Below are 23456 nucleotides of genomic sequence, written 5' to 3'. Positions count from 1 at the left end.
CGCTCCGATCAACACTTTATTCGGGTTTGGTCGAGCATAGTCCCGCCAATTCAGAGGCCTGAGGATGACCGCCCCTGCGATGAGAGCGCTGGCCGTTGATGCGGATGAACGGCTGGGTCCGACCGGGAAACCCCCGCTCTCGACTGACTATCTCAATCGCTATGGCGAAGCGCTGATGCTGATCGAAATGGTGCCGATGGATCGCGGCATCATCGAGGAGCTCCGCACCTGGCGGGCGGTCGGCTATCGCGAGCATTTCCAGACCTCGCGGCTGCGCTGCGCGCCGGAAGCACTCGCCGCCTACGACCAGCTCGACGCATGTCAGGTCGAGGCCTTCGAGCAACTCTGCCGCACCATGAGCCAGGTGATCGCCACGGCGACCGGGCTTCTCGGGGAACTGGACGAAGGCGAGGATGTTGCAGCGGTCGTCGAGGTTGCGGCCGGAGCGTTGCGCAGCCTGATCGGCCACACCACGCTCTTCATCAACGTCAACGGCCAGATCGACACCGACCACTTCGATGTCCGTTCGCTGCAGGACAATATCGACGCCCTGTTCGCGAATTGAGGAAGCGGCCTAAGCATCGGCCCGAAAAGTGGATTGCGGTTTTCGGGAAAGCCGATGATCTAACCTGGCCGGTAGCCGCCGATCAGAAACTCGCGATTGCCGTCGCCGCCCTCGATCGGTGAGGGGATCGGGCCCTTGACCGCGAAGCCCAGTTCCGCGAACTGCGTCGAAATCTCCGCGCAGACCTGGACGTGCACGGACTCGTCACGCACCACGCCCTTCTTGAGCGCCGCCCGTCCGGCTTCAAATTGCGGCTTGATCAGCGCCACAATCCGGGCCTCCGGCGTCAGCAGGCCGGCAACGGTCGGCAGGACAAGCCTCAGCGAGATGAAGCTGACATCGATCACGGCGAGCGCCGGAGTCGCAGCAAATTCTCCCGCATCCAGTGCCCGGATATCGCGCGCCTCAAGGCTGGTGACGCGTGCAAGGCCCCTCAGGCTGGGATGCAGCTGGTCCCACCCGACATCGACGGCGAAGACGTGTCGCGCACCGCGTCGCAGCAGGACATCGGTGAAGCCACCGGTGGAGGCGCCGACATCGACGCAAGTCAGTCCGGCCGGATCGAACCCGAAGGCATCGAGCGCAGCCGCCAGCTTGAGCCCGCCGCGTGAGACATAGGGATGCGGCGCCTCGGCCAGAATCTCGGCATCGCGCGCGATCATTTCGGAGGCTTTTCGCACGGTGATGCCGCCAGCGGAGACCAGGCCGGCCGCAATGGCCGCCTGCGCCCGCGCACGGCTCTCGAAGAAGCCACGCTCGACGAGAAGCTGGTCCGCCCGGCTCTTCATGACCTCAGCCGCCCGCGCTCAAGCGCGGCGAATGGCGTCCGGTGTGCCCAAGGCCTGCTCGACGCTGCGCACGATGCCTGCGGCGTCGAGCCCGGCCAGCGCATACATCACGTCCGGCTTGTCCTGGTCCTGATAGAGGTCGGGCAATGTCAGCGTTCGCACCTTCAACCCGCCGTCGAGCATCCCGGTTCTCGCCAGCAGGTGCAGGACATGGCTGCCGAAGCCGCCAACCGAGCCTTCCTCGACGGTGATCAGGATCTCGTGCTCGCGGGCGAGCCGCAGGATCAGCGCCTCGTCCAGCGGCTTGGCGAAGCGCGCGTCGGCGACCGTGGTCGAGAGCCCGCGCTGACCAAGCAACTCGGCGGCTGCAAGGCTTTCGGCCAGCCGTGTCCCCAGCGACAGAATGGCGACGCGCGAACCTTCGCGGACGATCCTGCCCTTGCCGATCTCGAGCGGAATGCCGGTTTGCGGCATCTCGACGCCGACGCCTTCGCCGCGCGGATAGCGGAAGGCGATCGGCCCGGAATCATAGGCGGCGGCGGTTGCAACCATGTGGGTCAGTTCCGCCTCGTCGGCTGCAGCCATCACTACCATGTCGGGCAGGCAGGCGAGATAGGCAACATCGAAGGCGCCGGCATGGGTCGCGCCATCGGCGCCAACCAGGCCGGCGCGGTCGAGCGCGAAGCGCACCGGCAGCTTCTGGATGGCGACATCATGCACGACCTGGTCATAGGCGCGCTGCAGGAAGGTCGAATAGATCGCGCAGAACGGCTTGTAGCCCTCGCTTGCCAGGCCGGCGGCAAAGGTGACCGCGTGCTGCTCGGCAATGCCGACATCGAAGGTCCGGCCGGGAAACTCCTTGCCGAAGGCGTCGAGGCCGGTGCCCGAGGGCATGGCGGCGGTGACGGCGACGATCTTCTCGTCCTCGCGCGCCGCCTTGATCAGCGCGTTGGCGAAGACCTTGGTGTAGCTCGGAGCATTCGCCGGAGCCTTGGCCTGTTGCCCGGTGACGGGATCGAAATTGACCACGGCGTGGTGCTTGTCGGCGCTCGCCTCGGCAGGGGCATAGCCCTTGCCCTTCTGCGTCACGACATGAACGAGGATCGGCCCGCTCTCCGCATCGCGGACATTGCGGAGCACCGGAAGCAGGTGGTCGAGATTGTGACCGTCGATCGGCCCGACATAATAGAAGCCGAGCTCCTCGAACAGCGTTCCTCCGGTCCAGAAGCCGCGCGCGAACTCCTCGGTGCGCCTGGCCTTCTCGTGGAAGAAGCGCGGCAGCTTCTCCGCCAGATATTTCGCCACCTCGCGGAGCGAGCGATAGGTGCGTCCCGAGACCAGCCTCGCGAGATAGGCCGACATCGCGCCGACCGGCGGGGCGATCGACATGTCGTTGTCATTGAGGATGACGATCAGCCTGGAGCCGAGCGCTCCGGCATTGTTCATCGCCTCATAGGCCATGCCCGCCGACATCGCTCCATCGCCGATCACCGCGATGACGTTGTTGGGCTTGCCGGCGAGATCGCGCGCGACCGCCATGCCGAGCCCGGCTGAAATCGAGGTCGAGGAATGAGCGGCGCCGAACGGATCGTATTCGCTCTCGCTGCGCCTGGTGAAGCCGGAGAGGCCTCCAGGCTGGCGCAAGGTCCGGATGCGGTCGCGCCGGCCGGTCAGGATCTTGTGCGGATAGGCCTGATGGCCGACATCCCAGATCAGGCGGTCATCCGGGGTGTCGAAGACGTGGTGCAAGGCGACGGTCAGCTCGACCACGCCGAGACCGGCGCCGAGATGGCCGCCGGTGACCGAGACCGCATCAATGGTCTCGGCGCGAAGTTCGTCGGCGAGCTGACGCAACTGGATATCGTCCAGGCGGCGCAATGCGGCGGGATCGGAAATCTGATCGAGAAGCGGAGTGGCAGGGCGGGGCACGGTTGAGCGACACGTTCCTTCGAGGTGATCGACTTCGAATAAAGCCTGCGGGCGGCGCTGGCAAACCGGCGGGTCGTCACAGTGCGGGAAGGCAGGAATCGGGTGGGGCAGGCGGCCTCTGCGTGGGACGCTGGCCGCGACCTCGCAAAGACGGAAACCCGCCATGTCGTCGCATCTTCCGCTTGGCCTGCTCCTGGCCGGCATCGTCGCGCAATTCGCCGACAAGCTGGCGCTCGACACCATCACGCTCGCAGCGACGGAGGCGGGTGCCAGCAGCCGCCTTGTCGGCCTGCTTGTCGCGGCGCAGTCGGCGGCATGGCTCATCGTCTCGCTGCCTGCAGGGGTGTGGGCGGACCGGATTGCGCCCCGCTCACTGATTCTCGGCGGAGGCGGGTTGATGCTGTCGGGCTCGCTGATTGGTGCGGCGCTGCTCATTTCAGGGCAGGCGAACTGGGCGCTGGCCCTCTCGGCCTTCATTGCCGCGACCGGCCCAGTTGTCATCGCATTGTCCATTTTCGTGCTCTTGCCGCGCATGGTGGCCGTCGGTGATCTGCCGCGTGCCAATGGACGGTTGGAACTCGGCCGTGCGGTGCTGAGCCTGGCCGCCCCGCTGATCGCCGGCTGGGCTGTCGCAAGAGGCATCGGCGCGCTCGGGCTGGCGCTATGTGCCCTATGCGGGATCGTGGTTCTGGCGCTTGCCCTGCGCCTGCCGGCCGAGCGCCCGGTCGCAACCGCACGCCAGCCGCTGCACCGGGCCATTGTGGAAGGCGGAGCCTTCGTCCTGCAACATCCCTATCTCAGGCCGATCGCGCTCTGCGCCATCGCCTGGAATCTTGCCTTCTTCGCCTTCATGGCGCTGTTTGCACCCTATGCCGCGCGCGTCCTGCTGCTCGCCCCGGAGACGATCGGTCTCTCCTCGTCGGTCTACGGAGCGGGCCTCGTCCTTGGCGCGTTCTTCGGGGCCACACTGATCGCGCGCCTGCCGACCGGGCTGCTCCTGGTTTTCGGCCCGGCGTCGTCGCTCCTCGGCGCGTTGCTGCTGGCCATCGCTCCGGCGTCGCTCGGTCTTTCGGCGCTGGCGCTCGCCTTCTTCCTTTTCGGCTTCGGTCCGATTCTTTGGGGCATCATTCAGACCAGCCTGCGCCAGGCGGTGACGCCGCCGGCTTTGCTCGGCCGCGTCAGTGCCACCCTGACGACGGCGATGTACGGCATGCGTCCCCTCGGCGCGATTGCGGGCGGCCTTGCCGGCGAGTGGCTCGGGCTCGAGCTGGCGATCTGGCTTCCCGTCATCCTCTTTGCGCTCTCGGCCATCGCGATCCTGGCTTCCCGCATGCCGGCGCTAAGGACGATTCCTTCGGGCGAACTCTCTTCGGCCGAGCTGCGATCAGGGTTGCAGGCCGGATGATGGAGAGGCTTCGAACGGCTGTGAATCCGGCGACCTGCATGTCCACCGTCTCCCGCAGATCTGGAAACACGCCGCCCGCAGGCGCGGGGCAGCGAGCGCTTAGATCATCGGACCGGAAATCGTATCCGGCCCGATGATATAACCCTTTGAGTTTGCATCGGCTTTCCCGAAAACCGCAATCCACTTTTCGGGCCGATGCTTTTAGCCTGAACTGCGCGGAGCGGCCCTCAGCCCTCGGGCAAGGGAATGAATTCGGTCTCGTCGCCGGGAACGGTGTCGAAGCGGCGGGCCTTCCATTCCTCCTTCGCCTGGTCGATGCGCTCCTTCGAGGAGGAAACGAAATTCCACCAGATATGGCGGGGGCCATCCATCGGTTCACCGCCGACCAGCATCAGCCGGCTCTGGTCGATCGCCAGGATCGAGATGCGGTCGCCCGGCTTGAAGACGAGCAACTGCCCGGCGCCGAACTCCTCGCCGGCAATGTCGATCTTGCCGGAGACGATATAGACCGCGCGCTCGTCGTAATCGGGGTCGAGCGGAAGGATGGCGCCGGGTGCCAGTACAGCCTCGGCATAGAGCGTGTCCCAGGGGAATTTCACCGGCGAGATCTGGCCATAGGCCGAGCCCATGATCAGGCTGATGCGCTTGCCGCCTTCGACGATGCGCGGCAGTTCGGGCGCCGCGTGATGGATGAACTCCGGCGCGACCTCTTCATGGCTCTTCGGCAAGGCAAGCCAGGTCTGGATGCCATAGAGCTTCGGCGCCTTGAGACGTTCCTCCGGCGCCGTGCGTTCGGAATGGACGATGCCCCGCCCCGCCGTCATCAGGTTGACCGCGCCGGGGCGAATGGGCAGCGCCGTGCCGAGCGAGTCGCGATGCATGATCTCGCCGTCGAAGAGATAGGTCACGGTCGCCAGACCGATATGCGGATGCGGACGCACATCGATGCCTTCGCCGAGCAGGAATTCGGCCGGGCCCATCTGGTCGAAGAAGATGAAGGGTCCGACCATCTTGCGGCCGATCGAGGGCAGGGCACGCCGGACCGAGAAACCGCCGAGGTCGCGGGCACGCGGCACGATCACTTGCTCGATCGCCTGGCAGGAGCGGGCATCGCCCAGGATCGGGTCATTATCGGGCAGTTGCGACATGAGGGATCTCCCGGCATCTGTCGGTTGAGTCTGGCCGCAACACGGTCAAGGGGCAAGCGGCATCGGAGTGCCAGAGGGGCTGGGCCGCTCGACATGCGGTCACAACAAAATTATCTATAAAAAATGACCAGCGAACAGAAAGACACGCTCGCCATCCGGATCAGCCGCGCCCTGGCTGACCGGATTATCTCCGGAGCGATCGAGCCCGGCACCCGCTTGCGACAGGACCATGTCGCGGCCGAATTCGGCGCCAGCCATGTTCCGGTGCGCGAGGCCTTTCAAAGGCTGGAGGCACAGGGGCTTGCCGTCAGCGAACCGCGTCGGGGCGTGCGTGTCGCCGCATTCGATCTGCGTGAGGTCCGAGAGGTCGCGGAAATGCGGGCAGCGCTGGAGGTGCTGGCGCTGCGTCATGCCGCGCCGCATCTGACCCGGGCGATTCTCGAGCAGGCCGAGGAAGCGACGCGCGCCGGCGACAAATCGCTGGATGTGAGGTCATGGGAGGATGCGAATCGGCGTTTTCACACGCTGATTCTCGCCCCCTGCGCCATGCCGCGTTTGCTGGCTGCGATTGATGATCTGCATGCCACCAGCGCCCGGTTCCTGTTCGCCGCCTGGCGCTCGGAATGGGAGGCACGCACCGATCACGATCATCGGGCTATCCTCTCAGCGCTGCGCGCAGGGCAAATCGACGCTGCGGCGGCGACGCTCGCGCGCCATGTCCAGTGGATCGGGACCAAGCCGGTCCGCACGTCGTCCGGCGGCACGCGCGAGGCCTTTTCGATCGTCGGTTGACGGGGGCATGGCGGGAGGGGCTTGGGCGGAGGGGCTTGCATTCTTCGTCACGATGTGAAGTCAATCATAGATCAGATGCATAAATTATAGATAATTTGCATCCAATCGCTGATGGAGATCGCAATGAACGATATGACCTATGTTCCGGCGCAGCCGGGAGGCAGCCCGTTGCGCCTGAGCAACCGCCCTGTCCTGGTGCAGGCGGGAGCCGTGCTGTTGGGAACCCTGCTTCTGGCTCTGGCCTCGCAGATCAGCGTGCCGATGGTTCCGGTGCCGATCACCATGCAGACGCTGGCGGTGACACTGATCGGCGCCTTCTATGGCTGGCGTCTCGGCGCCGTCACTGTTCTCGCCTGGCTGTTCGAGGCGGCGCTTGGACTCCCCGTTTTGGCGGGCGGCGCGTCCGGTCTGCCGCATTTCATGGGCCCGACGGGTGGCTATCTCTTCTCCTTCCCGATCGTGGCTGCCTTGGTCGGCTGGCTCGCCGAGCGGGGCTGGGGCGGGAGCAGGCTCATGTGGTCCTTCACAGCCATGCTGCTCGGCAACGCGCTCTGCCTGGTGATCGGCGCGGCATGGCTTGCGACCCTGATTGGCGTTGAGCGTGCGCTGCTCCTCGGCGTCGTTCCATTCATCGTCGGCGCCGTTCTGAAATCCGCTTTGGGCGCGGCCATCCTCAAGGCGTGCAGCCGCTCCTGAGGGGCAGGTTCAGCCTGAGTGCCGACAATGCCGCGCTCCGGCCTCCGGTGCGCGGCAGCTCGGCCGTACTCAAGGTCGCGCAGATAGCAGCGAGCTTGCTGTCCTCGCGAGGTTGGATGCAGCCCGCAGCATGAGGCCGGCATTTGCGGCGTGCAGGGCCTTGATCGGTCCCGCACCAATGGCCTCTCCGCCCGCTGCCAGCGTGACCTGCAAACCATAGAGCCCGAGAAGCTGCGCGACCTTGCCTCGATGATGGCGCAGCGGGGTCCGCTGGCTCAGCATGATCAGCGCGAGGATTGGCACCGCGATCGCTCCGCCCAGTGCCCGATGCGGTCCCCAGCCAAGGCCATCGAAAAGGGCAAGCCCGACCAGCAGCAATGGCAGCAGGTTGAGCAGAGGTCTCAGCCAGGCGGGGGCAAGGAAGAAGGTGGCGTCGCGCGGCCTTGCGGAGGCGCCGGACGACGTCATTGCACGAGTTCCGGGATCGAACGCGGAAGGCGGCTGATCCGGCCGGCATAATGCTCTCCGGCGAGCCGCAGCGTCTCAGCGTCGGCCTTGCGTGCCCCATAGATCAGGAAAGGCTCTTGCCAGGCGAGGCCGCAGCGATGAGCTGTCGCTTCCAGGGGGCGGAGAAGGTCGCGAAGCGAGAAACGGTTCTGGCCCGTGGGCGTATAGGCTTCCGGGACATTGCCGGCGGTCGCTGCGATCAGGACCGGCTTGCCGGCGAGCAGGCGCCCTTCATCCTCATAGGCAAGGTAGAACATCCTGGTCAGCACCGCATCCTGCCAGGTCTTGAGCAGCGGCGGCGTCGAGTACCACTGCACTGGGAATTGCAGGACGATCCGGTCTGCCGCGAGGAGGCGCGCGACCTCCGCATCGACGTCGATCACACCATCTGAATACAGTGCCTGCATGTCGACGACGGAGATTCCCGGCAGTTCGGCGACGGCCTTGCAGAGGGCGCGGTTGGCGTTGGATGCGGCGTAATCGGAGTGGAACAGCAGGATCAGGGTATTGGGCATGGCGTCCTCCTTTGCGATGCACGGAGGATGTGGGTACCCAGTAAATTACTCCAATGGATGATCAATATATCCTATTATCAACTCCATGAATTTAAGATCGATCGATCTCAACCTGCTTGTCGTCCTCGATGCGCTCCTCGACGAAGCCCATGTCTCGCGCGCCGCAGAGCGGGTCGGGCTGTCGCAGCCGGCAGCATCCAGCGCGCTCGATCGCTGCCGGCATCTCTTCAATGACAGGCTCCTGGAGCGTGGCAGGGGGCAGATGCGCCTGACCGCCAAGGCGCAGTCGCTGCAGCAGCCGATCAGGGATCTGCTGGCCCAGATGACGGCGCTGCTCGATCCGCCGCAGCCCGACCTCGGGACGTTGCGCCAGACTGTCCGGGTGGTGACGGCGGAGCTGCCGCCGACACTGCTGGCTGGAGGTTTGTACAGCCAGCTTGCGCGCACGGCGCCTGGCATCACGCTCGCGCTGATGCCCTGGCGCGGCGCGCCGGAGGCACTTGAAGGTCTGGCACGCGGCCATGCCGATCTTGCCGTCTCGGTCTTCCCCAGCGTCGAGAGGGATTTTACCCGCAAGGAGTTGCTGCGTGAGCGTTATGTCGTTGCGATGCGGAAGGGGCACCCGGCGGTGCAGGGCTTCGATCTCGATCGTTGGCTCGCCTATCCGCATGTTCTGGTCTCGGGCCGCGGCGAAACCTTCGGCGCGCTTGACGAGGCGCTCTCGCTCCTCGGCAGGAAACGCCATGTCGGCATGGTCGTGCCGAGCTTCCTGATCGTTCCGCCGCTGCTGCTCGATTCCAACCTGATCGCGCTGCTGCCGAGCCGGACGCTCCCACAGGATGCCGGCGAGCACTATTCATTGCTGGAGCCGCCGATTCCGGTTGCGGGTTTTCCGCTCCATGTCGCCTGGCACAGGCGCAGTGACCGCGACTCGGCGGTTCAGCACGTGGCCGGACTGATCGAGTCGTTGCTCTCCGATTAGATCACGCTGCGGTTGGACGAAATCGTCAAACCGCAGAAAACGTGATCGATTCTCATAGTTTAGGGCATGCCTGATGCGAAAAACCGTTGCCGCTCTTCGCGGCATGCTCTAGCGCGCGGGCGCGCGCCGGGCTTACTTGTCGACGTCCAGCGGGGCCGTGCCGGCCGGCTTTCCGTCGGCGCCGAGCGTGATCTTCTCGATACGGGCCTCGGCCTGCTTCAGCAGGGCGTCGCAGCGTGCCTTGAGCGCTTCGCCGCGGGTGTAGATGTCGATCGATTCCTCGAGCGGAACGTCACCGCGCTCGAGCCGGGCAACGATGCTCTCAAGCTGCTTCAGCGCCTCTTCGAAGGGCAGGGCTGCGATATCGGAGTTGGATTTGGCGTCGGTCAAGGTCGGCGATTCCCGTTGGGCCACTCTTATCGGCTCTGGCCCTGCTCGCCGCAACCCTGCATCAGACCGGCAATGCGGAGGTCTTCTTGATCGTGCGCAGCGTCAGCGTCGACTGCACGCGCGTGACGCCCGGAAGCTGGGTGATGATGTCGGTGTGGATACGCTCGAAATCGGCGCTGTCGCGATAGATGACCCGCATCAGATAGTCGTGAGCGCCCGCCAGCAGATGGCACTCCAGGATTTCGGGCAGATTCTGCACCGCCTGCTCGAACCCCTCAAGCGAGGCGCGCCCCTGCTGGTCCAGCGTGACGAAGACGAAGGCCGTGCCGGGGAAGCCGGCGATCTTGTCGTCGAGCATCATCGCATAGCCGCGGATCAGTCCGCTTTCCTCCAGTTGCCGGACGCGGCGCAGGCAAGCGGAGGGGGAGAGGTGAACCTTCTCGGCCAGATCCGAATTGGTGATCCGGCCATCGGTCTGCAGGATGCGCAGAATGGTCCGGTCGCGGGAATCGAGTTCGATCGTCATGGCAATGGCCCCCTCTTGAGGGCGATGCATTGTCGCAAATTTCGTAAGAAGCAAGCAATTTTCTGCTCAGATTTTCAGTTGTCGCGCTGATATGCACGACAACTCCCTCCGCATCCGCACAAAGCTACCGCTCTCCGCCAAGACCTCGCCCACCGACGCGCAGGCCCGGAGCCGGCCTCTCGGCAATCACTTCGCGGCGATAGCGGAAGAGCGCGGCGGGGCGCCCGGCCGTGCGGGTCATCGTCCCTGTCGGCTCCACCAGGGCCGCACTTTCGACCAGTCGCCGAAAGTTCTGCTTGTGCAAATGCCGGCCCGAAATCGCCTCGACTGTGTTCTGCAGCGCAGTGAGGGTGAAGGCGTCCGGCATCAGCTCGAACACGACCGGGCGGTATTTGAGCTTGGCGCGCAGCCGGCCGATCGCGGTCGCGAGGATGCGGCGATGGTCGAAGCGCATCGGCCGGCCGAGCAGGGGACTGGGAGAACGCGGCAGCGCGTCGGGCCGCCGGTCGCGCAGTGCCTCATAGGCGAGCCCGGCATCGTACAAGAGCTCGTAGCGCTCGAGCGTCTTCTCCTCGTCCCAGGGCGCGCCGCCGAGCCCGAAGCAACTTGCGATGCGCTGCTGGCGCGACAGGGCCCGCCGCTCCTGCTCCGCGCGTTCGGCCGCCTTATCCTGCGCCCAGTCGTCGAGCTGCGGCAGGATGGTCGAATCCAGTACGGCCGGGCGGCCGGCTCGCCAGTCCTCCCAGGGAAAGAAGCCATACCAGGGCTGGAATGCGACCTGTTCCGGCAGGGATGGTGCGCGGGTGAGCGCGAGATAGCCGACAGAGACGACATGGGGGCCGGTATCGCGGATTTCCGCCTGCCGCCCGCGATCGCCGAACGTATAGAGCTGTTCGACATAGCCGAGGGACAAAGCCGTCTGGTCTGCAACCCAGGAGCGCAGGCCGATCTCGAAAGTGCGATGCGCCAGCGGGTCGAATGGGCCGTAGGGGAGCCCCGGCGTAGCGTCCTCGTCACGAACCTGCGCCGTCAGGATATGCGGCTGATTGCCGGTGAAGGCGACGATCGCTGCAGCGAGGCCGATCTCGATGGCGGGGGGTGTGGCTTTCGGCATGTCACCCTACGATGCCGCAAGCTCGGCGCCGCCTCAATCGAGATCGATGCGGAATGGTGTGCCTTCGAAGGCGTCCGCACCACGGCCGATGCGCTCGATCGCCGTGGTCATGCGACCGGAGCGTCCCAGGATCTGGTCTGCGATCGAGACGAGCCGGGCGTTGGGCGTGGCCGAGGGAGATGCGCTGCGCAGCGCGAGCGCAATCTCGTCCTCATCACGCTGGGGCCGCAAAGCGCAGGTCGCGATGTAAACCGCGGCCGTCGAGCGGCTGATACCCGCCCAGCAATGAAACACCATCGGCGCGGCGCGGTCCCAGTCGCGGATGAAGCTCAGGAAGCGCTGGACATGGGCCTCGTCGGGCAGGACATGCCCGTCCAGCGGTGCTGTGATGTCCGACATGCCGATGAAGAGATGCCGCTCGGGCGGAATGCCGGCCGGGCGCTCCACGACCGTGTTGACGTTGATCAAGGTTACGACATGGCTGGCACCGACCGATGCCACCGTCTCGTGAAGCCGGGCGAGGGACGAAACATGGAGTGTCGGCATGGCGAATTCCGCTGCGTGGCGTGCGAAAGAGTGGCGCGAGTCGGTGACGATGATATGGCCAATCGTCGCGAGATCGAGAACGGGGCGCTCCGTTTGACGGCGACGCTCCACAGGAGCCTGCATGAACCTCTGGCTGCGCCTGCTTTGGCTTCTTGTCACCACGCCCTTCCGACCCAGGCTGAAGCCACCTTTCGACGCGTCGGTCTTGCCGTTCCGCGTCTGGTTCCACGATCTCGACACCAGCCTGCACATGAACAATGGCCGCTATTGGAGCCTCATGGATCTCGGGCGCACCGACCTGATGCTGCGGACCGGGCTTTGGCGCTCGGTGCTGCGTGAACGTTGGGTGCCGGTGGTCAACGCCGGGATGATTCGCTTCAGGCGTGAATTGCGCCTGTTCCGGCCCTTCGAGCTCGAGACCAGGATCCTGTGCTGGACCGAAAACTGGCTGGTGATGCAGCATCGCGTTCTCAGCCGGGGGCGGGACGGCACGGAGATCGTTGCGGCCGTGGCGCTGGTGCGGGCTGCCCTCTACGATCGCGCGGCCAGGAGCTACGTACCGGTGGCCCGTATTCTCGCGGATATTGGGATCAGCGCCGAAAGCCCGCCGCAGACCGCCGAGGTCGCGGCCTTTCTCGCCTCGGAGGAGGCGATGCGCCAAGCCGGTGCTGCCGAGCGCTGAGCGGGGCAGGCCTCCCCGCTATTCAGCAGCGAGACGCATCGCGCGCCATTGCGCAAGCAGGGCCCTGAGCGCCCCGGGCTTCAGCGGCTTGTTGAGGATATGGACATCGAAGGCGGCAGCCGCCTCCCGCACCTGGGGCGAGCGATCGGCGGTCAGCAGGATCGCGGGAACGCGGCTGGCAGAACGATCGCGCAAAGCCGCGATCGCGTTCAGTCCGTCGCCATGGTCGAGATGGTAGTCGGCGATGATCACGTCCGGCATGCCGTGGGCCTGAACCTGCGCAAGCGCTTCGTCCAGGCCGGGCGCCGTCGCGACGGTGCAGCCCCACCCTTCAAGCAGGCGTTTCATGCCATCGAGAATCGCCGGCTCGTTGTCGATCGCCAGGAGCTGGAGCCCGGCCAATTGCCCTGCAGGCGTCGGGGGCGGGGTGCTGCTGGTCGCCATGGCCGGGAGCGGTGCTGTTCGTGGCACCATGACCGAGAACCGCGTCCCGCGCCCTGGGGTGGAGGTCAGGGTCAGTTTGTGGTCGAGCGTGCGGGAGATGCGTTCGACGATTGAAAGGCCGAGCCCGAGGCCACGTGCGACCCTGGCTCCCTGATCGAGCCGCTGGAACTCGCGAAACACGGTCTTCTGCTTGCTGGCAGGAATACCGAGGCCGGTATCGAGCACCTCGATCGAAACCTGATTACCGCGGCGGCGGCAGCCCACCAGGACCTTGCCGTTCGGCGTGTACTTGATTGCGTTCGAGATCAGGTTCTGCAGCAGCCGGCGCAGCAGGCGCCGGTCCGAGCGCAGGGCGACGGAGCTGGGCGAAAACACCAGCTGCAGCCCTCGCTCCTGGGCGCTCGGCTCGAATTCGCGCTGGAGTTGGCGCATCAGTTCGTCGAGCCTGAAACTGGTCAGTTCCGGCTTGAGTGCGCCGCCGTCGAGGCGCGAGATCTCCAGCAGGGCCGTCAGGATTTCCTCGACCGCGTCCAGCGAAGCATCGATATTCTCGGCGAGCTCGGGACTTGCAGCGATCCGGTCGCGCTCGACCAGCGCCGTCGCATAGAGTCTCGCGGCATTGAGGGGTTGCAGCAGGTCGTGGCTGGCGGCAGCCAGGAAACGGGTCTTTGAGGCATTCGCCTCCTCGGCTCCGGCCTTGGCGCGCTGAAGCTCGGCGTTGACGTGGAGAATTTCTTCGGTGCGCTCGGCAACGCGGCGCTCGAGGCTTTCATTGGTCCGCTCGAGCTCTTCATGTGCGGCGACGGTCTCGGTGATGTCGGTATAGGTCGTCACCAGGCCGCCATCGGGGAGCGGGTTCGAGCGGATCTCGATGACCTTGGTCGAGGGATAGAGCTTGAGCCGGACCGGCTCGCGGTCATTGACAAAGCTCTCGAGCCGCGCGGCCATCAACTCATCCTGCTCGCCATCGCCATAGGCGCCGCGGGCTGCGTTGAAGCGGACGATCTCGTCGAGCCCCGTGCCGAACCGCACCAGCGATTGCGGCAGGTCATAGAGCTCGATGAAGGCCTGGTTCCAGGCGAGCAGCCGCAGGTCCCGGTCGAGCACGGTGATGCCCTGGCCGGCATGGTCGAGCCCGTGCTGCAGGATATCGCGATTATATTGCAGCGCTGCCGAAGCATCGTCGAGCAGCTTGAAGGCGGCTTCCGTCGACAGGTTCCGGCGGCGCAGCAGCAGGGAGAGCACAAGCCGCGAGGATGCCGCGCCAATGGCGGAGGAAAGCAGATGCTCGCCGAAGCGCAGCATGTGGATGTCGGCTTCGCGATTGCTGCTGCTGGCAACCTCGCCGCGCCCAGCGGCAAAGCCCTCGAACGCGCGCTGCGTCCGCTCCTGGCCAAGATAGCGACCGATGGTCGATTGCAGCTCGGCCTCGGTGACGCTGGAACGCCAGAGCGAGAAGGACTGGGCCATCGTTGCCCGATCGGACGTAACGAAGGAGTTGGCCTGCAGCCGTTCCATGGCGTTGGCCGGTCGCAGCAGGGAGAAGCCGACATAACAGAGGAGATTGAGGCCGAGGCTCCACAGCACGCCGTGCGGCAGTGCCGGCAGATCCAGGCCGAGCAAGGCTTCCGGCCGCAATGCGGTGATGCCCAGCGGCCCCTTGGCCACCACATCGCCCCAGACGTTGCTGGGGTGAGAGAGGCTAGGGACCAAGAGCGTGTAGGCCCAGGTCAGTGTGCCTGTGGTCAACCCCGCGACGGCACCGAGCGCAGTGCCCCGTCGCCAGAGCAATCCGCCGAAGAAAGCGGGCGCGATCTGCGCGGTTGCCGCAAAGGACAGCAGCCCGATCGAGACGAGTGCCGCTTCTCCCGCCGCCCTGTAATAGGCGTAGCCCATCAGGATCACGGCGAGGATGGCGAAGCGCCTGATGATCACGACCTGTGAGCCGAGATCGCCGCCGGTGGGGCCGGAACGCGACGATCTTGTGATGGCCCGGTCCGGGTCGCTGAGCAGGCCACGGCCGCGCACCAGCAGCGGCATGACGAGATGATTCGAGATCATGATCGCCAGGGCGACCGAGGCGACGATCACCATCGCGGTCGCCGCGGAAAGCCCGCCGATGAAGACGAACAGCGCGAGCCAGCCCGCACCTCGCTCGAGCGGTAGCAGCAGCACGGTCATGTCCCGATCGATGCCGCTTCCCGGCATCAGCAATTCCCCCGCCGCCGCCAGCGGCAGCACGAAGAGATTGATCAGGACGAGATAGAGCGGAAACATCCAGGCGGCGCGGCGGACATCGCCCGGGTCCCGGTTCTCGACGATCGTCATATGGAACTGCCGCGCCAGCAGCAGTGAGGCGAAGGACGAGAGCAGGGTCAGCGTCAGGAAGGTCGGCCAACTCGAGGTGCGCTCCCAGATCGGCGGGGCCCCGTCCGGCATCTTCGCCGCCTGGGCGAGGAGGTCGCCGAAACCATCGAACAGCCCATAGGCGACGAAGATCCCGAGCGCGAGAAACGCCACCAGCTTGACCAGCGACTCGGCCGCTATGGCCAGGACCAGTCCGTCCTGGTGCTCGGTTGCATCGATATGCCTTGTGCCGAAGGCACAGGCGAAGCCGGCAAGCACCATGGCGACGAGGAAGGCGAGGTCGCTCAGGACCGGGACATCCGGCGTCAGCGCCCGCCCACCCGTTGCGGTCAGGAACACCGAGAGCGAATTCGCGACAGCCTTGAGCTGCAAGGCGATGTAGGGCAGCGCGCCGATCACGGCGACGAGACAGACGAGGGCGGCCACCCGCTCGCTCTTGCCGTAGCGCGCGCCGACGAAATCCGCGATCGAGGTGATGTTCTGCGACTTGGCGATCTCGACGATGCGCGTGACGAAACGATAGCCGAAGCCGATGACCAGGATCGGCCCGACATAGATGCCGAGGAAATCGAAGCCGGCGCGATTGGCGAAGCCGACGGAGCCGTAGAAGGTCCAGGAGGTGCAGTAGACGCCGAGTGCCAGCGCATAGATCGTCGTGCGCGCCGGCCCGCTCATCAGCCTGCGGCCGGAGGTATCGGCCGCGTGCGCGATTGCGAACAGCACGCAGAGATAGCCGAGCGCGACCAGAACGACGGACCAGGCCGGGATCATCTTGCCTCCATGCCAGAGCGGCAGCAGCGCAGCCTAGTGCATGTGCACGCTAAGCGCGATGCGGCTTTCGGCCGAGGCGTTGCCTAACCTCTTGATGTCGTGAGGTCTTGGACCGGAGGCTTCCTGGCGGCGGCGGCCGCTATTGCCGGGCCGTCGCGTTGCGACGTCGCGCCGTCGGCAGTTCAACCGTGGCCAAGACTGTGCACTGACGAAGGGTCGGCGCCCTCGCGGGCTTCTAACCGCTGCAACTCTCAATTAGCCTGCGACATCCGTGCACGCCGTCCGGTAGGCGTGAAGCCGATCATCCCGAGGTGAAGGGGCAGGGCAATGCTGAAGGAATTCAAAGAATTTGCGATGAAGGGCAACGTCATCGACCTCGCCATCGGCGTGGTTATTGGCGCGGCCTTCGGCAGGATCGTCGACTCTCTCGTCAGCGACATCATCATGCCGATCTTCGGCGCACTGGGCGGTCTCGATTTCTCCAATTACTTCTTCGGCCTGAACAGTGCGGTCACTAGCCCGATCCTGTCCGAGGCCAGGAAGCAGGGCGCTGTGTTCGCCTATGGCAGCTTCGTCACCGCAGCCATCAATTTCCTGATCATTGCCGTTGCCTTGTTCCTGGTCGTGAAGGGCATCAACCGGATGAAGCGGGACCAGAAGGCAGCCGCGGCCGAGCCGCCGGCCCCGCCGCAGGACGTCGTGCTTCTCGGCGAAATCCGCGATCTGCTGAAGCAGAAGAACGCCTGATTTCGCTCCCTGCTCGCGGGCCATTCATCACCGCGACCGATCAACCCGATCTCGCGATTTCATGCCTCCCGTTCGCCGCTTCGGCTAAAGGTGAGGCATTGAACTTGCGAGGTCGAAGCCGATGACGACGAGCACGCTGCCGGGCGCCAGCCTGATTGCCGAATTGAGGCCCGAGGCCCGTAACGCACCCGAAAGCGGCATCGTCGAGGTGGTCAATCACGGCCGGCTCAAGCCCGGCCTGATTCCGCTCTGGGTCGGAGAGGGCGATCTCTCGACGCCCGATTTCATCGTCCGTGCCGCCAACAAGTCGCTGGCCGACGGCGAGACCTTCTACACCTGGCAGCGCGGAATCCCCGAACTGCGCGAGGCGCTTGCGCGCTACCACACGGCGCTTTACGGCCAGCCGCTTTCCCCCGATCGGTTCTTCGTGACCGGCTCGGGCATGCAGTCCGTCCAGATCGCAGTCAGGATGATTGCCGGACCCGGCGACGAACTCGTGATCCCGACGCCGGCCTGGCCCAATTTTGCCGCGGCCATCGGCGTGGCGGGAGCCAAGGCGGTCTGCGTGCCGATGGATCTGGAGCACGGCCGTTTCACGCTCGATCTCGACAAGCTCGCCGCGGCGATCACGCCGAAGACGCGGGCGCTCGTCATCAATTCCCCGGCGAACCCCACCGGCTGGACCGCGACCAGGGACGAGATGGCCGCGCTGCTCGCGCTGGCCCGCAAGCACGGCATCTGGATCATCGCGGACGAGATCTATGGCCGCTTCGTCTTCGGCGGAGCGCCCCGGGCGGCCTCCTTCCACGATGTGATGGAGGCAGAGGATCGCGTCCTCTTCGTCCAGACCTTCTCGAAGAACTGGGCCATGACGGGTTGGCGCATCGGCTGGATCGAGGTGCCGGTTGCTTTCGGCCAGGTGGTCGAGAACCTGATCCAGTATTCGACCTCGGGATCGCCGGTCTTCGTCCAGCGCGCCGCGCTCGCAGCCCTCGACGAGGGCGAGCCTTTCGTCGCCGAGCAGATCGCGCGCGCAACCGAGGGTCGGAAGATCATCTTCGAAGGCCTGAAGGCGACGAACCGGGTTTCACTAACCGCGCCGGACGGCGCGTTCTACCAGTTCTTCAGCGTCGACGGCCGCGAAGATTCGCGCGCGCTGGCGATCGAACTGGTCGACCAGGCCAATGTCGGCCTGGCGCCGGGCACCGCTTTCGGCCCGGGAGGCGAGACGGGCCTGCGGCTTTGCTTCGCGCGCAAGTCGTCCGACCTGGTCGAGGCGGTGGCGCGGTTGCAGAGGGCGCTGACGTCATAGGCACCGCTGCGCGCAGCCCAGCCCTGCGCGGCGGTCGCATCTCCCCGTTTGACCGGATTGCGCGCCGCGTTCATTGATCGGCCCTGCGTCGTGTCTCCTCGGCGCTCGCTCCGAGTGACATGACCGGCCCGGCTTACATCCCCTACAGGCTCAAGACCTTGTCGCGTGAAGCGGCCGTGATTGCCTGCGCTGCGCTCGGCGGCGCCATTTTCGCTGTGTTCGACGTGCCGGCCGCCTGGCTCTCGGGCTCGATGCTGATCGTCTCGATCGTCGGCGTCGCCAAGCGCCTGCCCGATCTGCGCAAGCCCTGGTTCGATGCGACCATGCTGATGTCGGGTGTGCTGATCGGCTCCTCCGCGACGCCCGAGGCGCTTGCGGCGACGGCGCGCTATCCCGGTTCGCTCGCGGTCCTGTTCGTCGCGCTCGCCGCCATCATGCTCACCACTGGCGCCTATCTGCGTTACGTCGCGCGCTGGTCCTGGATCGATTCCCTGCTGGCCGCCGCGCCCGGTGCATTGTCGGCCGTCATCGCCGTTGCCCATGCCAAGGGTGCCAATCTTGGCCGCATCGCCGTGATCCAGCTTTTCCGTATCCTCGTCCTGGTTGCGGTCCTGCCCAGTCTGATGCGGGCCTTGAGCGATGGCAGCGTCGGGCAGATGCCTGCCGTGATCATCGCCAGCGCACCGGATATGGCGTTGATTCTCGGCGCGGCCCTCGTCACCGGGCTCGTCTTCGAGCGCATCGGCGTCACGGCGCCCTTCATCCTGGGCGCTACCATGGCAAGTGCCGTGCTGCACGGAACGGGTGCCGTCCATGGCACGCTCCCGCCCGAGATCGCGACCGTGGTGATGGTCATGCTCGGTGCGGCCATGGGCGGACGCGTCTCGAACCTCAAGCGCGGCGAGATCGCCGGGCTGTTCCCGCTCGCCATTGGCGGCTTCTTCGTCTCGATGGCAGTCGCCTTCGCCTTCGCCTGGCCGGCCGCCCGGCTTGCGGGCGTGCCCTATGCCAGCGCGATGGCTGCCTTCGCACCGGGAGGGCTGGAGGCGATGGCGATGCTTGCCTTCGCCATGGGGCTCGACCCGCTCTATGTCGGCGCGCACCATCTTGCGCGCTTCATGCTGCTTGGCCTCGCCATGCCGCTGCTCGTGGCGCGGATGAAGCCGGAGCCGCCGCAGGGCTGAGCGCGCTTCAGCGCTTCGGCCAGGTCGCGCCGTTGGTGTGGGTCATCACGGAGTAGAGTGATGTCGTGCCGCAAATGAAGAGGCGGTTCAGCTTCGCGCCGCCCCAGCAGACATTGGCGACGATCTCGGGGATCAGCACCTTGCCGATCAAGGTGCCATCGCTGTGATAGACGTGCACGCCGTCCGCCGCGCTGGTCCAGACGCGGCCGGTGGCATCGAGCCGGAAGCCGTCGAATAGGCCGGCCGAGCAGGTTGCGAAAATCTCCGAGCGCCCCAGCGACGTGCCGTCCCCAGTCACTTCGCATTTGCGGATGTGGCGTGGCCCATCCGGGTCATGGCTCGCACCCGTATCGGCGATGTAGAGCTCGCTCTCATCGATCGAGAAGGCGAGGCCGTTCGGCTTGACGAAGTCGTCGGCGACGATCGAGAGCGCGCCGCTGACCGGATCGATGCGGTAGACGTTGCAGTGGCCGATTTCGCCATCCGCCTTGTCGCCCTCATAGTCGCTGCCGATGCCGTAATCCGGGTCGGTGAACCAGATCGAGCCGTCGGACTTGACCACGACGTCATTGGGGGAGTTCAGCCGCTTGCCCTGCCAGCTGTCGGCAAGCACGGTTGTCGAGCCGTCATGCTCCGTCCGTGTCACCTGCCGCCCGCCATGCTCGCAGGTGACGAGCCGGCCCTGCGGATCCACCGTATTGCCATTCGAGTTCCGTGCCGGCTGGCGGAAGATGCCGACCTGGCCGCTCGCTTCGTCATAGCGCAGCATGCGGTTGTTCGGGATGTCGGACCAGACCAGGCTGCGATGGGCCGGAAACCAGGCCGGTCCCTCGGACCAGCGAGCCCCCGTCCACAGCCGTTCGACCCGCGCCGAGCCCGGTACGACCCGGTGGAAGCGCTGGTCCAGAACCTCGACGCCTGTGCCTTCGATCAAGCCGAACATGAACGGGTTTCTCCAGTGATGAGGCGAAGATCGAGCACGCCACGTGTCCGGGCAATCCGGCGCCGCGCAGATGCCCCATGACGGGCGGACGGGAGCTGCATCATAGATCAAGGCCCGCATCCCAATACGGCGTCGCGCCGTACAACTCCGCGAGATAGTCGACGAAGACGCGCACCTTCTGCTCCATGTGCCGGCGGCTGGGATAGACCGCGTAGACGGCGACGCGCTTGCCGACCGAGTAATCCGGCAGGACCCTGACGAGCTGCCCGGTCTTCAGTTCAGGCCCGACATCCCAGGTCGAGCGCAATGCGATGCCGACGCCGGCGAGCAGCGCCTCGCGCACGACTTCGCTGGAATTGGTCCGAAGCGGTCCGTTGACCCGCACGCCGACAGGCCCGATCGGTCCATCCAGCCGCCACTGGTCGGTATTATGGGCAATCAGCGTGTGGTGGGAGAGCTCCTCGATGCTGGCCGGTATTCCGTGAGCGCCGACATAGTCCGGCGCGGCGCAGAGCACGCGGTGATTGGGAGCGAGCCGCTTCGCGACGAGGCTGGAATCCTGGAGGTCGGCGATCCGCACCGCGAGGTCGAACCCCTCCGCGATGATGTCGACGAAGGAATCGCTCAGGATCAGGTCGACGGTCACCATCGGGTTGGCATCGAGAAAGGGTTTCAGATGCGGCGCGATATGCAGCCGGCCGAAGGAGGTGGGAGCGGAGACGCGCAAGGTGCCGCGCGCCTGCCCGGCGCCGCTTGCGACCCAGGCCTCCGCATCCTCGATCGAGGACAGGATCGAGACCACGCGCTCATAGAAGCCCTGTCCCGCCTCCGTCAGTGACAATTGCCGGGTGGTGCGCTGCAGTAGCCGCACGCCAAGGCGCTCCTCCAGCCGGCGGATGCGCTTCGAGATCACCGCCGGGGAGAGCTTCAATTCGCGCCCGGCGGCAGACATGCTCTTGGCCGTCACCACATGCGCGAAGACATCCAGATCGCCGAACCGGTCCATGCACGCTCACCTTTTCCATTTTTGAAATAATCATGGCTTTTGGTCACGCTGCAAGCGGGTTCGAATTGCTCTAACCTGTTTGTATGAAACCGGGTGCGGGTGATATCGCGAGAGCTGACATCCGGAGGAGGAGACCATGAGCGCCATTGCCTTTCCCGCGCCGCGCGCGGACATCCTGGCGCGCCGCGATGCGATCATCGCCGGGCTTGCCGGGCTGGTGGCACCCGAGGCTCTGATCACCTCCGATGACGAGCGCCGGCCCTATGAGACGGACGCGCTTACCGCCTATCGCCGCATGCCGCTGGCGGTCGTGCTGCCCTCGACGACGCAGGAGGTCGCGGCGGTGCTGCGCTATTGCGGCGAGCAGGGCGTTCCCGTCGTGCCGCGGGGCGCAGGCACTTCGCTCGCCGGTGGTGCGATCCCGCAGGAGGATGCCGTCGTCATCGGTGTCTCGAAGATGAATCGCATCCTCGAGATCGACTATGCCAACCGCGCCGCCCGGGTGCAGGCCGGCGTCACCAATCTGGCCGTCACCGACGCCGTGATGTCCGAGGGCTTTTTCTATGCGCCCGACCCGTCCTCACAGCTCGCCTGCTCGATAGGCGGCAATATCGGCATGAATTCCGGCGGTGCGCATTGCCTGAAATACGGCGTCACCACCAACAATGTGCTCGGTGTGACCCTGGTGATGCTCGATGGCTCGATCGTCGAGGTCGGTGGCGCCCATCTCGATGCGCCAGGCCTCGACCTGCTTGGCCTGATCGTCGGTTCGGAAGGCCAGCTCGGCATTGTCACCGAAGCGACCGTGCGCATCCTGCGCTCGGCTGAGGGCGCACGTCCCGTGCTGTTCGGCTTCCCGAGCAGCGAGCAGGCAGGCGCTGCCGTTGCCGCCATCATCGGCGCCGGTATCATCCCCGTCGCGATGGAGTTCATGGACAAGCCGGCGATCGAGATCTGCGAGGCCTTTGCCAAGGCCGGCTACCCAATGGATGTCGAGGCGCTGCTGATCATCGAGGTCGAGGGCTCGGACGAGGAAATGGACGCCCAGCTCGCCCGCATCGTCGCAATCGCGCGCGAGCACGGCGTCAAGACGGTCAAGGAAAGCAAGTCGGCGATGGAGACCGCCGCGATCTGGAAGGGGCGCAAATCGGCCTTCGGCGCGACAGGCCGGATCGCCGATTACATCTGCATGGATGGCACGATCCCGACCGGGCAACTGCCCTTTGTGCTGCAGCGCATGGCCGAGATCGTCAAGGGCTATGGACTGCGCGTCGCCAATGTCTTCCATGCCGGCGACGGCAATCTCCACCCGCTGATCCTCTACAATTGCAACGACCCGGTCGAGGCGCGGAAGGCCGAGGATGCCGGCAACGACATCCTCAAGCTCTGCGTCGAGGTGGGCGGCTGTCTCACAGGCGAACACGGCGTCGGCATCGAGAAGCGCGATCTGATGCGCGTGCAATTCACCGAAGCCGACCTCAATCAGCAGATGCGGGTGCGGTCGGTCTTCGACGGCGAGTGGCTGCTGAACCCGGCCAAGGTCTTTCCGCTCGATGGCAGGGTGGCCGCGTGATGCCCCTCAACGTCATTCCGGGGCACTGCGCAGCAGTGAGCCCGGAACCCAGAATCACAGGTGGATCAGGACTGAGTGCGGACGGACGGGAGGCACCTACGGTACAAACTGAGCTTCTGGGTTCCGGGCTCTTCGCCTCGCGAAGCCCCGGAATGACGGTGGAGGCTCGCTTTGCCCTATCACGTCTACCTTCTCGCGAGCCGCTATCACGGCACGCTCTATCTCGGCGTGACGAACGATCTCGCTCGCCGAGTATACGAGTACGAGAGCAAGGCATTGCCTGGTTTTTCGCGGAAGTACGGCGTCGATCGGCTGGTTTGGTACGAGGAGTGCCCGACTGCGGTCGAAGCAATCGAGCGCGAGAAAGATATCAAGAAGTGGCGGCGCGATTGGAAGATAAGGCTCATCGAGGAGGCCAATCCACTCTGGGGAGACCTCTACCCGTTGCTTGCACGATAAGGCGCCGCCGTCATTCCGGGGCGTTGCGCAGCAACGAGCCCGAAACCCAGAGCCTTGGGCCGAGC

General features: G+C 65.6%; 23 protein-coding genes. 11 read left to right on the top strand and 12 right to left on the bottom strand.

The features are described 5' to 3' along the window. Window positions 1-64: 64 nt before the first annotated feature. On the top strand, window positions 65-565 hold the full coding sequence (locus FG93_RS08590) for a hypothetical protein (protein WP_152579359.1): 501 nt from the start codon (window positions 65-67) through the stop codon (window positions 563-565). A gap of 59 nt (window positions 566-624) precedes the next feature. Here the strand turns inward: FG93_RS08590 and FG93_RS08585 are convergent, their stop codons facing one another. Next, complete coding sequence (locus FG93_RS08585) at window positions 625-1353, bottom strand: TlyA family RNA methyltransferase (protein ID WP_043233695.1); 729 nt, start codon at window positions 1351-1353, stop codon at window positions 625-627. A gap of 18 nt (window positions 1354-1371) precedes the next feature. Next, on the bottom strand, window positions 1372-3282 hold the full coding sequence (gene dxs, locus FG93_RS08580) for a 1-deoxy-D-xylulose-5-phosphate synthase (protein ID WP_043233694.1): 1911 nt from the start codon (window positions 3280-3282) through the stop codon (window positions 1372-1374). A 163-nt stretch (window positions 3283-3445) separates the two neighbouring features. Here dxs and FG93_RS08575 point away from each other — a divergent pair, with 163 nt between their 5' ends. After that, on the top strand, window positions 3446-4687 hold the full coding sequence (locus tag FG93_RS08575) for an MFS transporter (RefSeq protein WP_043233692.1): 1242 nt from the start codon (window positions 3446-3448) through the stop codon (window positions 4685-4687). A gap of 227 nt (window positions 4688-4914) precedes the next feature. Here FG93_RS08575 and FG93_RS08570 read toward each other — a convergent pair whose 3' ends face one another. Beyond that, the gene (locus FG93_RS08570; RefSeq protein ID WP_043233691.1) at window positions 4915-5835 is read right to left on the bottom strand and encodes a pirin family protein; all 921 of its coding nucleotides are present in this window, start codon (window positions 5833-5835) and stop codon (window positions 4915-4917) included. Window positions 5836-5958: 123 nt separating this feature from the next. On the opposite strand from FG93_RS08570, the gene FG93_RS08565 reads away from it, so the two are divergent. Both FG93_RS08565 and FG93_RS08560 read left to right on the top strand, forming a co-directional pair. Beyond that, the gene (locus FG93_RS08565) at window positions 5959-6627 is read left to right on the top strand and encodes a GntR family transcriptional regulator (protein WP_043233690.1); all 669 of its coding nucleotides are present in this window, start codon (window positions 5959-5961) and stop codon (window positions 6625-6627) included. Window positions 6628-6750: 123 nt separating this feature from the next. Then, a complete protein-coding gene (locus FG93_RS08560; protein WP_081881399.1) occupies window positions 6751-7323 on the top strand; it encodes a biotin transporter BioY in 573 nt (190 codons plus the stop codon). A gap of 69 nt (window positions 7324-7392) precedes the next feature. On the opposite strand, the gene FG93_RS08555 is transcribed toward FG93_RS08560, so the two are convergent. Then, the gene (locus FG93_RS08555; RefSeq protein WP_052513518.1) at window positions 7393-7791 is read right to left on the bottom strand and encodes a DUF6220 domain-containing protein; all 399 of its coding nucleotides are present in this window, start codon (window positions 7789-7791) and stop codon (window positions 7393-7395) included. After that, window positions 7788-8345: an NAD(P)H-dependent oxidoreductase gene (locus FG93_RS08550; protein WP_043233689.1), complete on the bottom strand. Its 558-nt coding sequence runs from the start codon at window positions 8343-8345 to the stop codon at window positions 7788-7790. Before FG93_RS08550 ends, FG93_RS08555 begins: the two co-directional genes overlap by 4 nt. Window positions 8346-8430: 85 nt before the next feature. Between FG93_RS08550 and FG93_RS08545 the strand changes: the two genes are divergently transcribed. Beyond that, window positions 8431-9327 (top strand): LysR family transcriptional regulator, encoded by an 897-nt coding sequence (locus FG93_RS08545; protein ID WP_043233688.1) that lies wholly within the window; start codon window positions 8431-8433, stop codon window positions 9325-9327. A 132-nt stretch (window positions 9328-9459) separates the two neighbouring features. On the opposite strand, the gene FG93_RS08540 is transcribed toward FG93_RS08545, so the two are convergent. The 4 genes from FG93_RS08540 to FG93_RS08525 all read right to left on the bottom strand — a co-directional run bounded on the left by FG93_RS08540 (window position 9460) and on the right by FG93_RS08525 (window position 11903). Continuing rightward, window positions 9460-9717, bottom strand: coding sequence for an exodeoxyribonuclease VII small subunit (locus tag FG93_RS08540; RefSeq protein WP_043233765.1), 258 nt, complete (start codon window positions 9715-9717; stop codon window positions 9460-9462). A gap of 61 nt (window positions 9718-9778) precedes the next feature. Beyond that, entirely contained in the window at window positions 9779-10243 is a 465-nt protein-coding gene (locus tag FG93_RS08535; RefSeq protein ID WP_176733256.1) for an Lrp/AsnC family transcriptional regulator, read from the bottom strand. Window positions 10244-10367: 124 nt separating this feature from the next. Beyond that, window positions 10368-11357 (bottom strand): NAD regulator, encoded by a 990-nt coding sequence (locus FG93_RS08530; RefSeq protein ID WP_043233686.1) that lies wholly within the window; start codon window positions 11355-11357, stop codon window positions 10368-10370. A gap of 33 nt (window positions 11358-11390) precedes the next feature. After that, window positions 11391-11903: a tyrosine phosphatase family protein gene (locus tag FG93_RS08525; protein WP_043233762.1), complete on the bottom strand. Its 513-nt coding sequence runs from the start codon at window positions 11901-11903 to the stop codon at window positions 11391-11393. A 121-nt stretch (window positions 11904-12024) separates the two neighbouring features. Here FG93_RS08525 and FG93_RS08520 point away from each other — a divergent pair, with 121 nt between their 5' ends. Beyond that, on the top strand, window positions 12025-12585 hold the full coding sequence (locus tag FG93_RS08520; protein ID WP_043233685.1) for a thioesterase family protein: 561 nt from the start codon (window positions 12025-12027) through the stop codon (window positions 12583-12585). An 18-nt stretch (window positions 12586-12603) separates the two neighbouring features. On the opposite strand, the gene FG93_RS08515 is transcribed toward FG93_RS08520, so the two are convergent. Continuing rightward, window positions 12604-16167 (bottom strand): PAS domain-containing hybrid sensor histidine kinase/response regulator, encoded by a 3564-nt coding sequence (locus tag FG93_RS08515; RefSeq protein ID WP_043233683.1) that lies wholly within the window; start codon window positions 16165-16167, stop codon window positions 12604-12606. Window positions 16168-16494: 327 nt separating this feature from the next. On the opposite strand from FG93_RS08515, the gene mscL reads away from it, so the two are divergent. The 3 genes from mscL to FG93_RS08500 all read left to right on the top strand — a co-directional run bounded on the left by mscL (window position 16495) and on the right by FG93_RS08500 (window position 19410). Further along, window positions 16495-16914 (top strand): large conductance mechanosensitive channel protein MscL, encoded by a 420-nt coding sequence (gene mscL / locus FG93_RS08510; RefSeq protein ID WP_043233682.1) that lies wholly within the window; start codon window positions 16495-16497, stop codon window positions 16912-16914. Window positions 16915-17035: 121 nt separating this feature from the next. Beyond that, window positions 17036-18226, top strand: coding sequence for a pyridoxal phosphate-dependent aminotransferase (locus FG93_RS08505; protein WP_043233681.1), 1191 nt, complete (start codon window positions 17036-17038; stop codon window positions 18224-18226). A 119-nt stretch (window positions 18227-18345) separates the two neighbouring features. Continuing rightward, window positions 18346-19410 carry an AbrB family transcriptional regulator gene (locus FG93_RS08500; RefSeq protein WP_052513517.1) on the top strand — a complete coding sequence of 355 codons (1065 nt, stop codon included), beginning with the start codon at window positions 18346-18348 and terminating at the stop codon, window positions 19408-19410. 7 nt (window positions 19411-19417) lie between these two features. On the opposite strand, the gene FG93_RS08495 is transcribed toward FG93_RS08500, so the two are convergent. After that, window positions 19418-20353, bottom strand: coding sequence for an SMP-30/gluconolactonase/LRE family protein (locus FG93_RS08495; protein WP_043233680.1), 936 nt, complete (start codon window positions 20351-20353; stop codon window positions 19418-19420). Between the two features lie 100 nt (window positions 20354-20453). Beyond that, window positions 20454-21359 (bottom strand): LysR family transcriptional regulator, encoded by a 906-nt coding sequence (locus FG93_RS08490; protein ID WP_043233679.1) that lies wholly within the window; start codon window positions 21357-21359, stop codon window positions 20454-20456. A 136-nt stretch (window positions 21360-21495) separates the two neighbouring features. Here FG93_RS08490 and FG93_RS08485 point away from each other — a divergent pair, with 136 nt between their 5' ends. Further along, entirely contained in the window at window positions 21496-22932 is a 1437-nt protein-coding gene (locus FG93_RS08485) for an FAD-binding oxidoreductase (RefSeq protein WP_043233678.1), read from the top strand. A 171-nt stretch (window positions 22933-23103) separates the two neighbouring features. Continuing rightward, the gene (locus FG93_RS08480) at window positions 23104-23391 is read left to right on the top strand and encodes a GIY-YIG nuclease family protein (protein WP_043233677.1); all 288 of its coding nucleotides are present in this window, start codon (window positions 23104-23106) and stop codon (window positions 23389-23391) included. Window positions 23392-23456: the final 65 nt, after the last annotated feature.

Origin of the sequence: Allobosea sp. LC85, assembly GCF_000735605.1 — a bacterium.
GTDB lineage: Bacteria > Pseudomonadota > Alphaproteobacteria > Rhizobiales > Beijerinckiaceae > Allobosea.
The sequence above is the reverse complement of the archived record's forward strand: the minus strand, read 5'-3'. Positions and strand labels throughout refer to the sequence as shown.

What these genes read in the sequence shown, in the direction of transcription:
- FG93_RS08590 (WP_152579359.1), top strand. Translation starts at nt 65, where the DNA reads ATGACCGCCCCTGCGATGAGAGCGCTGGCCGTTGATGCGGATGAACGG.
- FG93_RS08585 (WP_043233695.1), bottom strand. Translation starts at nt 1,353, where the DNA reads ATGAAGAGCCGGGCGGACCAGCTTCTCGTCGAGCGTGGCTTCTTCGAG.
- FG93_RS08575 (WP_043233692.1), top strand. Translation starts at nt 3,446, where the DNA reads ATGTCGTCGCATCTTCCGCTTGGCCTGCTCCTGGCCGGCATCGTCGCG.
- FG93_RS08570 (WP_043233691.1), bottom strand. Translation starts at nt 5,835, where the DNA reads ATGTCGCAACTGCCCGATAATGACCCGATCCTGGGCGATGCCCGCTCC.
- FG93_RS08565 (WP_043233690.1), top strand. Translation starts at nt 5,959, where the DNA reads ATGACCAGCGAACAGAAAGACACGCTCGCCATCCGGATCAGCCGCGCC.
- FG93_RS08560 (WP_081881399.1), top strand. Translation starts at nt 6,751, where the DNA reads ATGAACGATATGACCTATGTTCCGGCGCAGCCGGGAGGCAGCCCGTTG.
- FG93_RS08555 (WP_052513518.1), bottom strand. Translation starts at nt 7,791, where the DNA reads ATGACGTCGTCCGGCGCCTCCGCAAGGCCGCGCGACGCCACCTTCTTC.
- FG93_RS08550 (WP_043233689.1), bottom strand. Translation starts at nt 8,345, where the DNA reads ATGCCCAATACCCTGATCCTGCTGTTCCACTCCGATTACGCCGCATCC.
- FG93_RS08545 (WP_043233688.1), top strand. Translation starts at nt 8,431, where the DNA reads ATGAATTTAAGATCGATCGATCTCAACCTGCTTGTCGTCCTCGATGCG.
- FG93_RS08535 (WP_176733256.1), bottom strand. Translation starts at nt 10,243, where the DNA reads ATGACGATCGAACTCGATTCCCGCGACCGGACCATTCTGCGCATCCTG.
- FG93_RS08530 (WP_043233686.1), bottom strand. Translation starts at nt 11,357, where the DNA reads ATGCCGAAAGCCACACCCCCCGCCATCGAGATCGGCCTCGCTGCAGCG.
- FG93_RS08525 (WP_043233762.1), bottom strand. Translation starts at nt 11,903, where the DNA reads ATGCCGACACTCCATGTTTCGTCCCTCGCCCGGCTTCACGAGACGGTG.
- FG93_RS08520 (WP_043233685.1), top strand. Translation starts at nt 12,025, where the DNA reads ATGAACCTCTGGCTGCGCCTGCTTTGGCTTCTTGTCACCACGCCCTTC.
- FG93_RS08515 (WP_043233683.1), bottom strand. Translation starts at nt 16,167, where the DNA reads ATGATCCCGGCCTGGTCCGTCGTTCTGGTCGCGCTCGGCTATCTCTGC.
- mscL (WP_043233682.1), top strand. Translation starts at nt 16,495, where the DNA reads ATGCTGAAGGAATTCAAAGAATTTGCGATGAAGGGCAACGTCATCGAC.
- FG93_RS08505 (WP_043233681.1), top strand. Translation starts at nt 17,036, where the DNA reads ATGACGACGAGCACGCTGCCGGGCGCCAGCCTGATTGCCGAATTGAGG.
- FG93_RS08500 (WP_052513517.1), top strand. Translation starts at nt 18,346, where the DNA reads ATGACCGGCCCGGCTTACATCCCCTACAGGCTCAAGACCTTGTCGCGT.
- FG93_RS08495 (WP_043233680.1), bottom strand. Translation starts at nt 20,353, where the DNA reads ATGTTCGGCTTGATCGAAGGCACAGGCGTCGAGGTTCTGGACCAGCGC.
- FG93_RS08490 (WP_043233679.1), bottom strand. Translation starts at nt 21,359, where the DNA reads ATGGACCGGTTCGGCGATCTGGATGTCTTCGCGCATGTGGTGACGGCC.
- FG93_RS08485 (WP_043233678.1), top strand. Translation starts at nt 21,496, where the DNA reads ATGAGCGCCATTGCCTTTCCCGCGCCGCGCGCGGACATCCTGGCGCGC.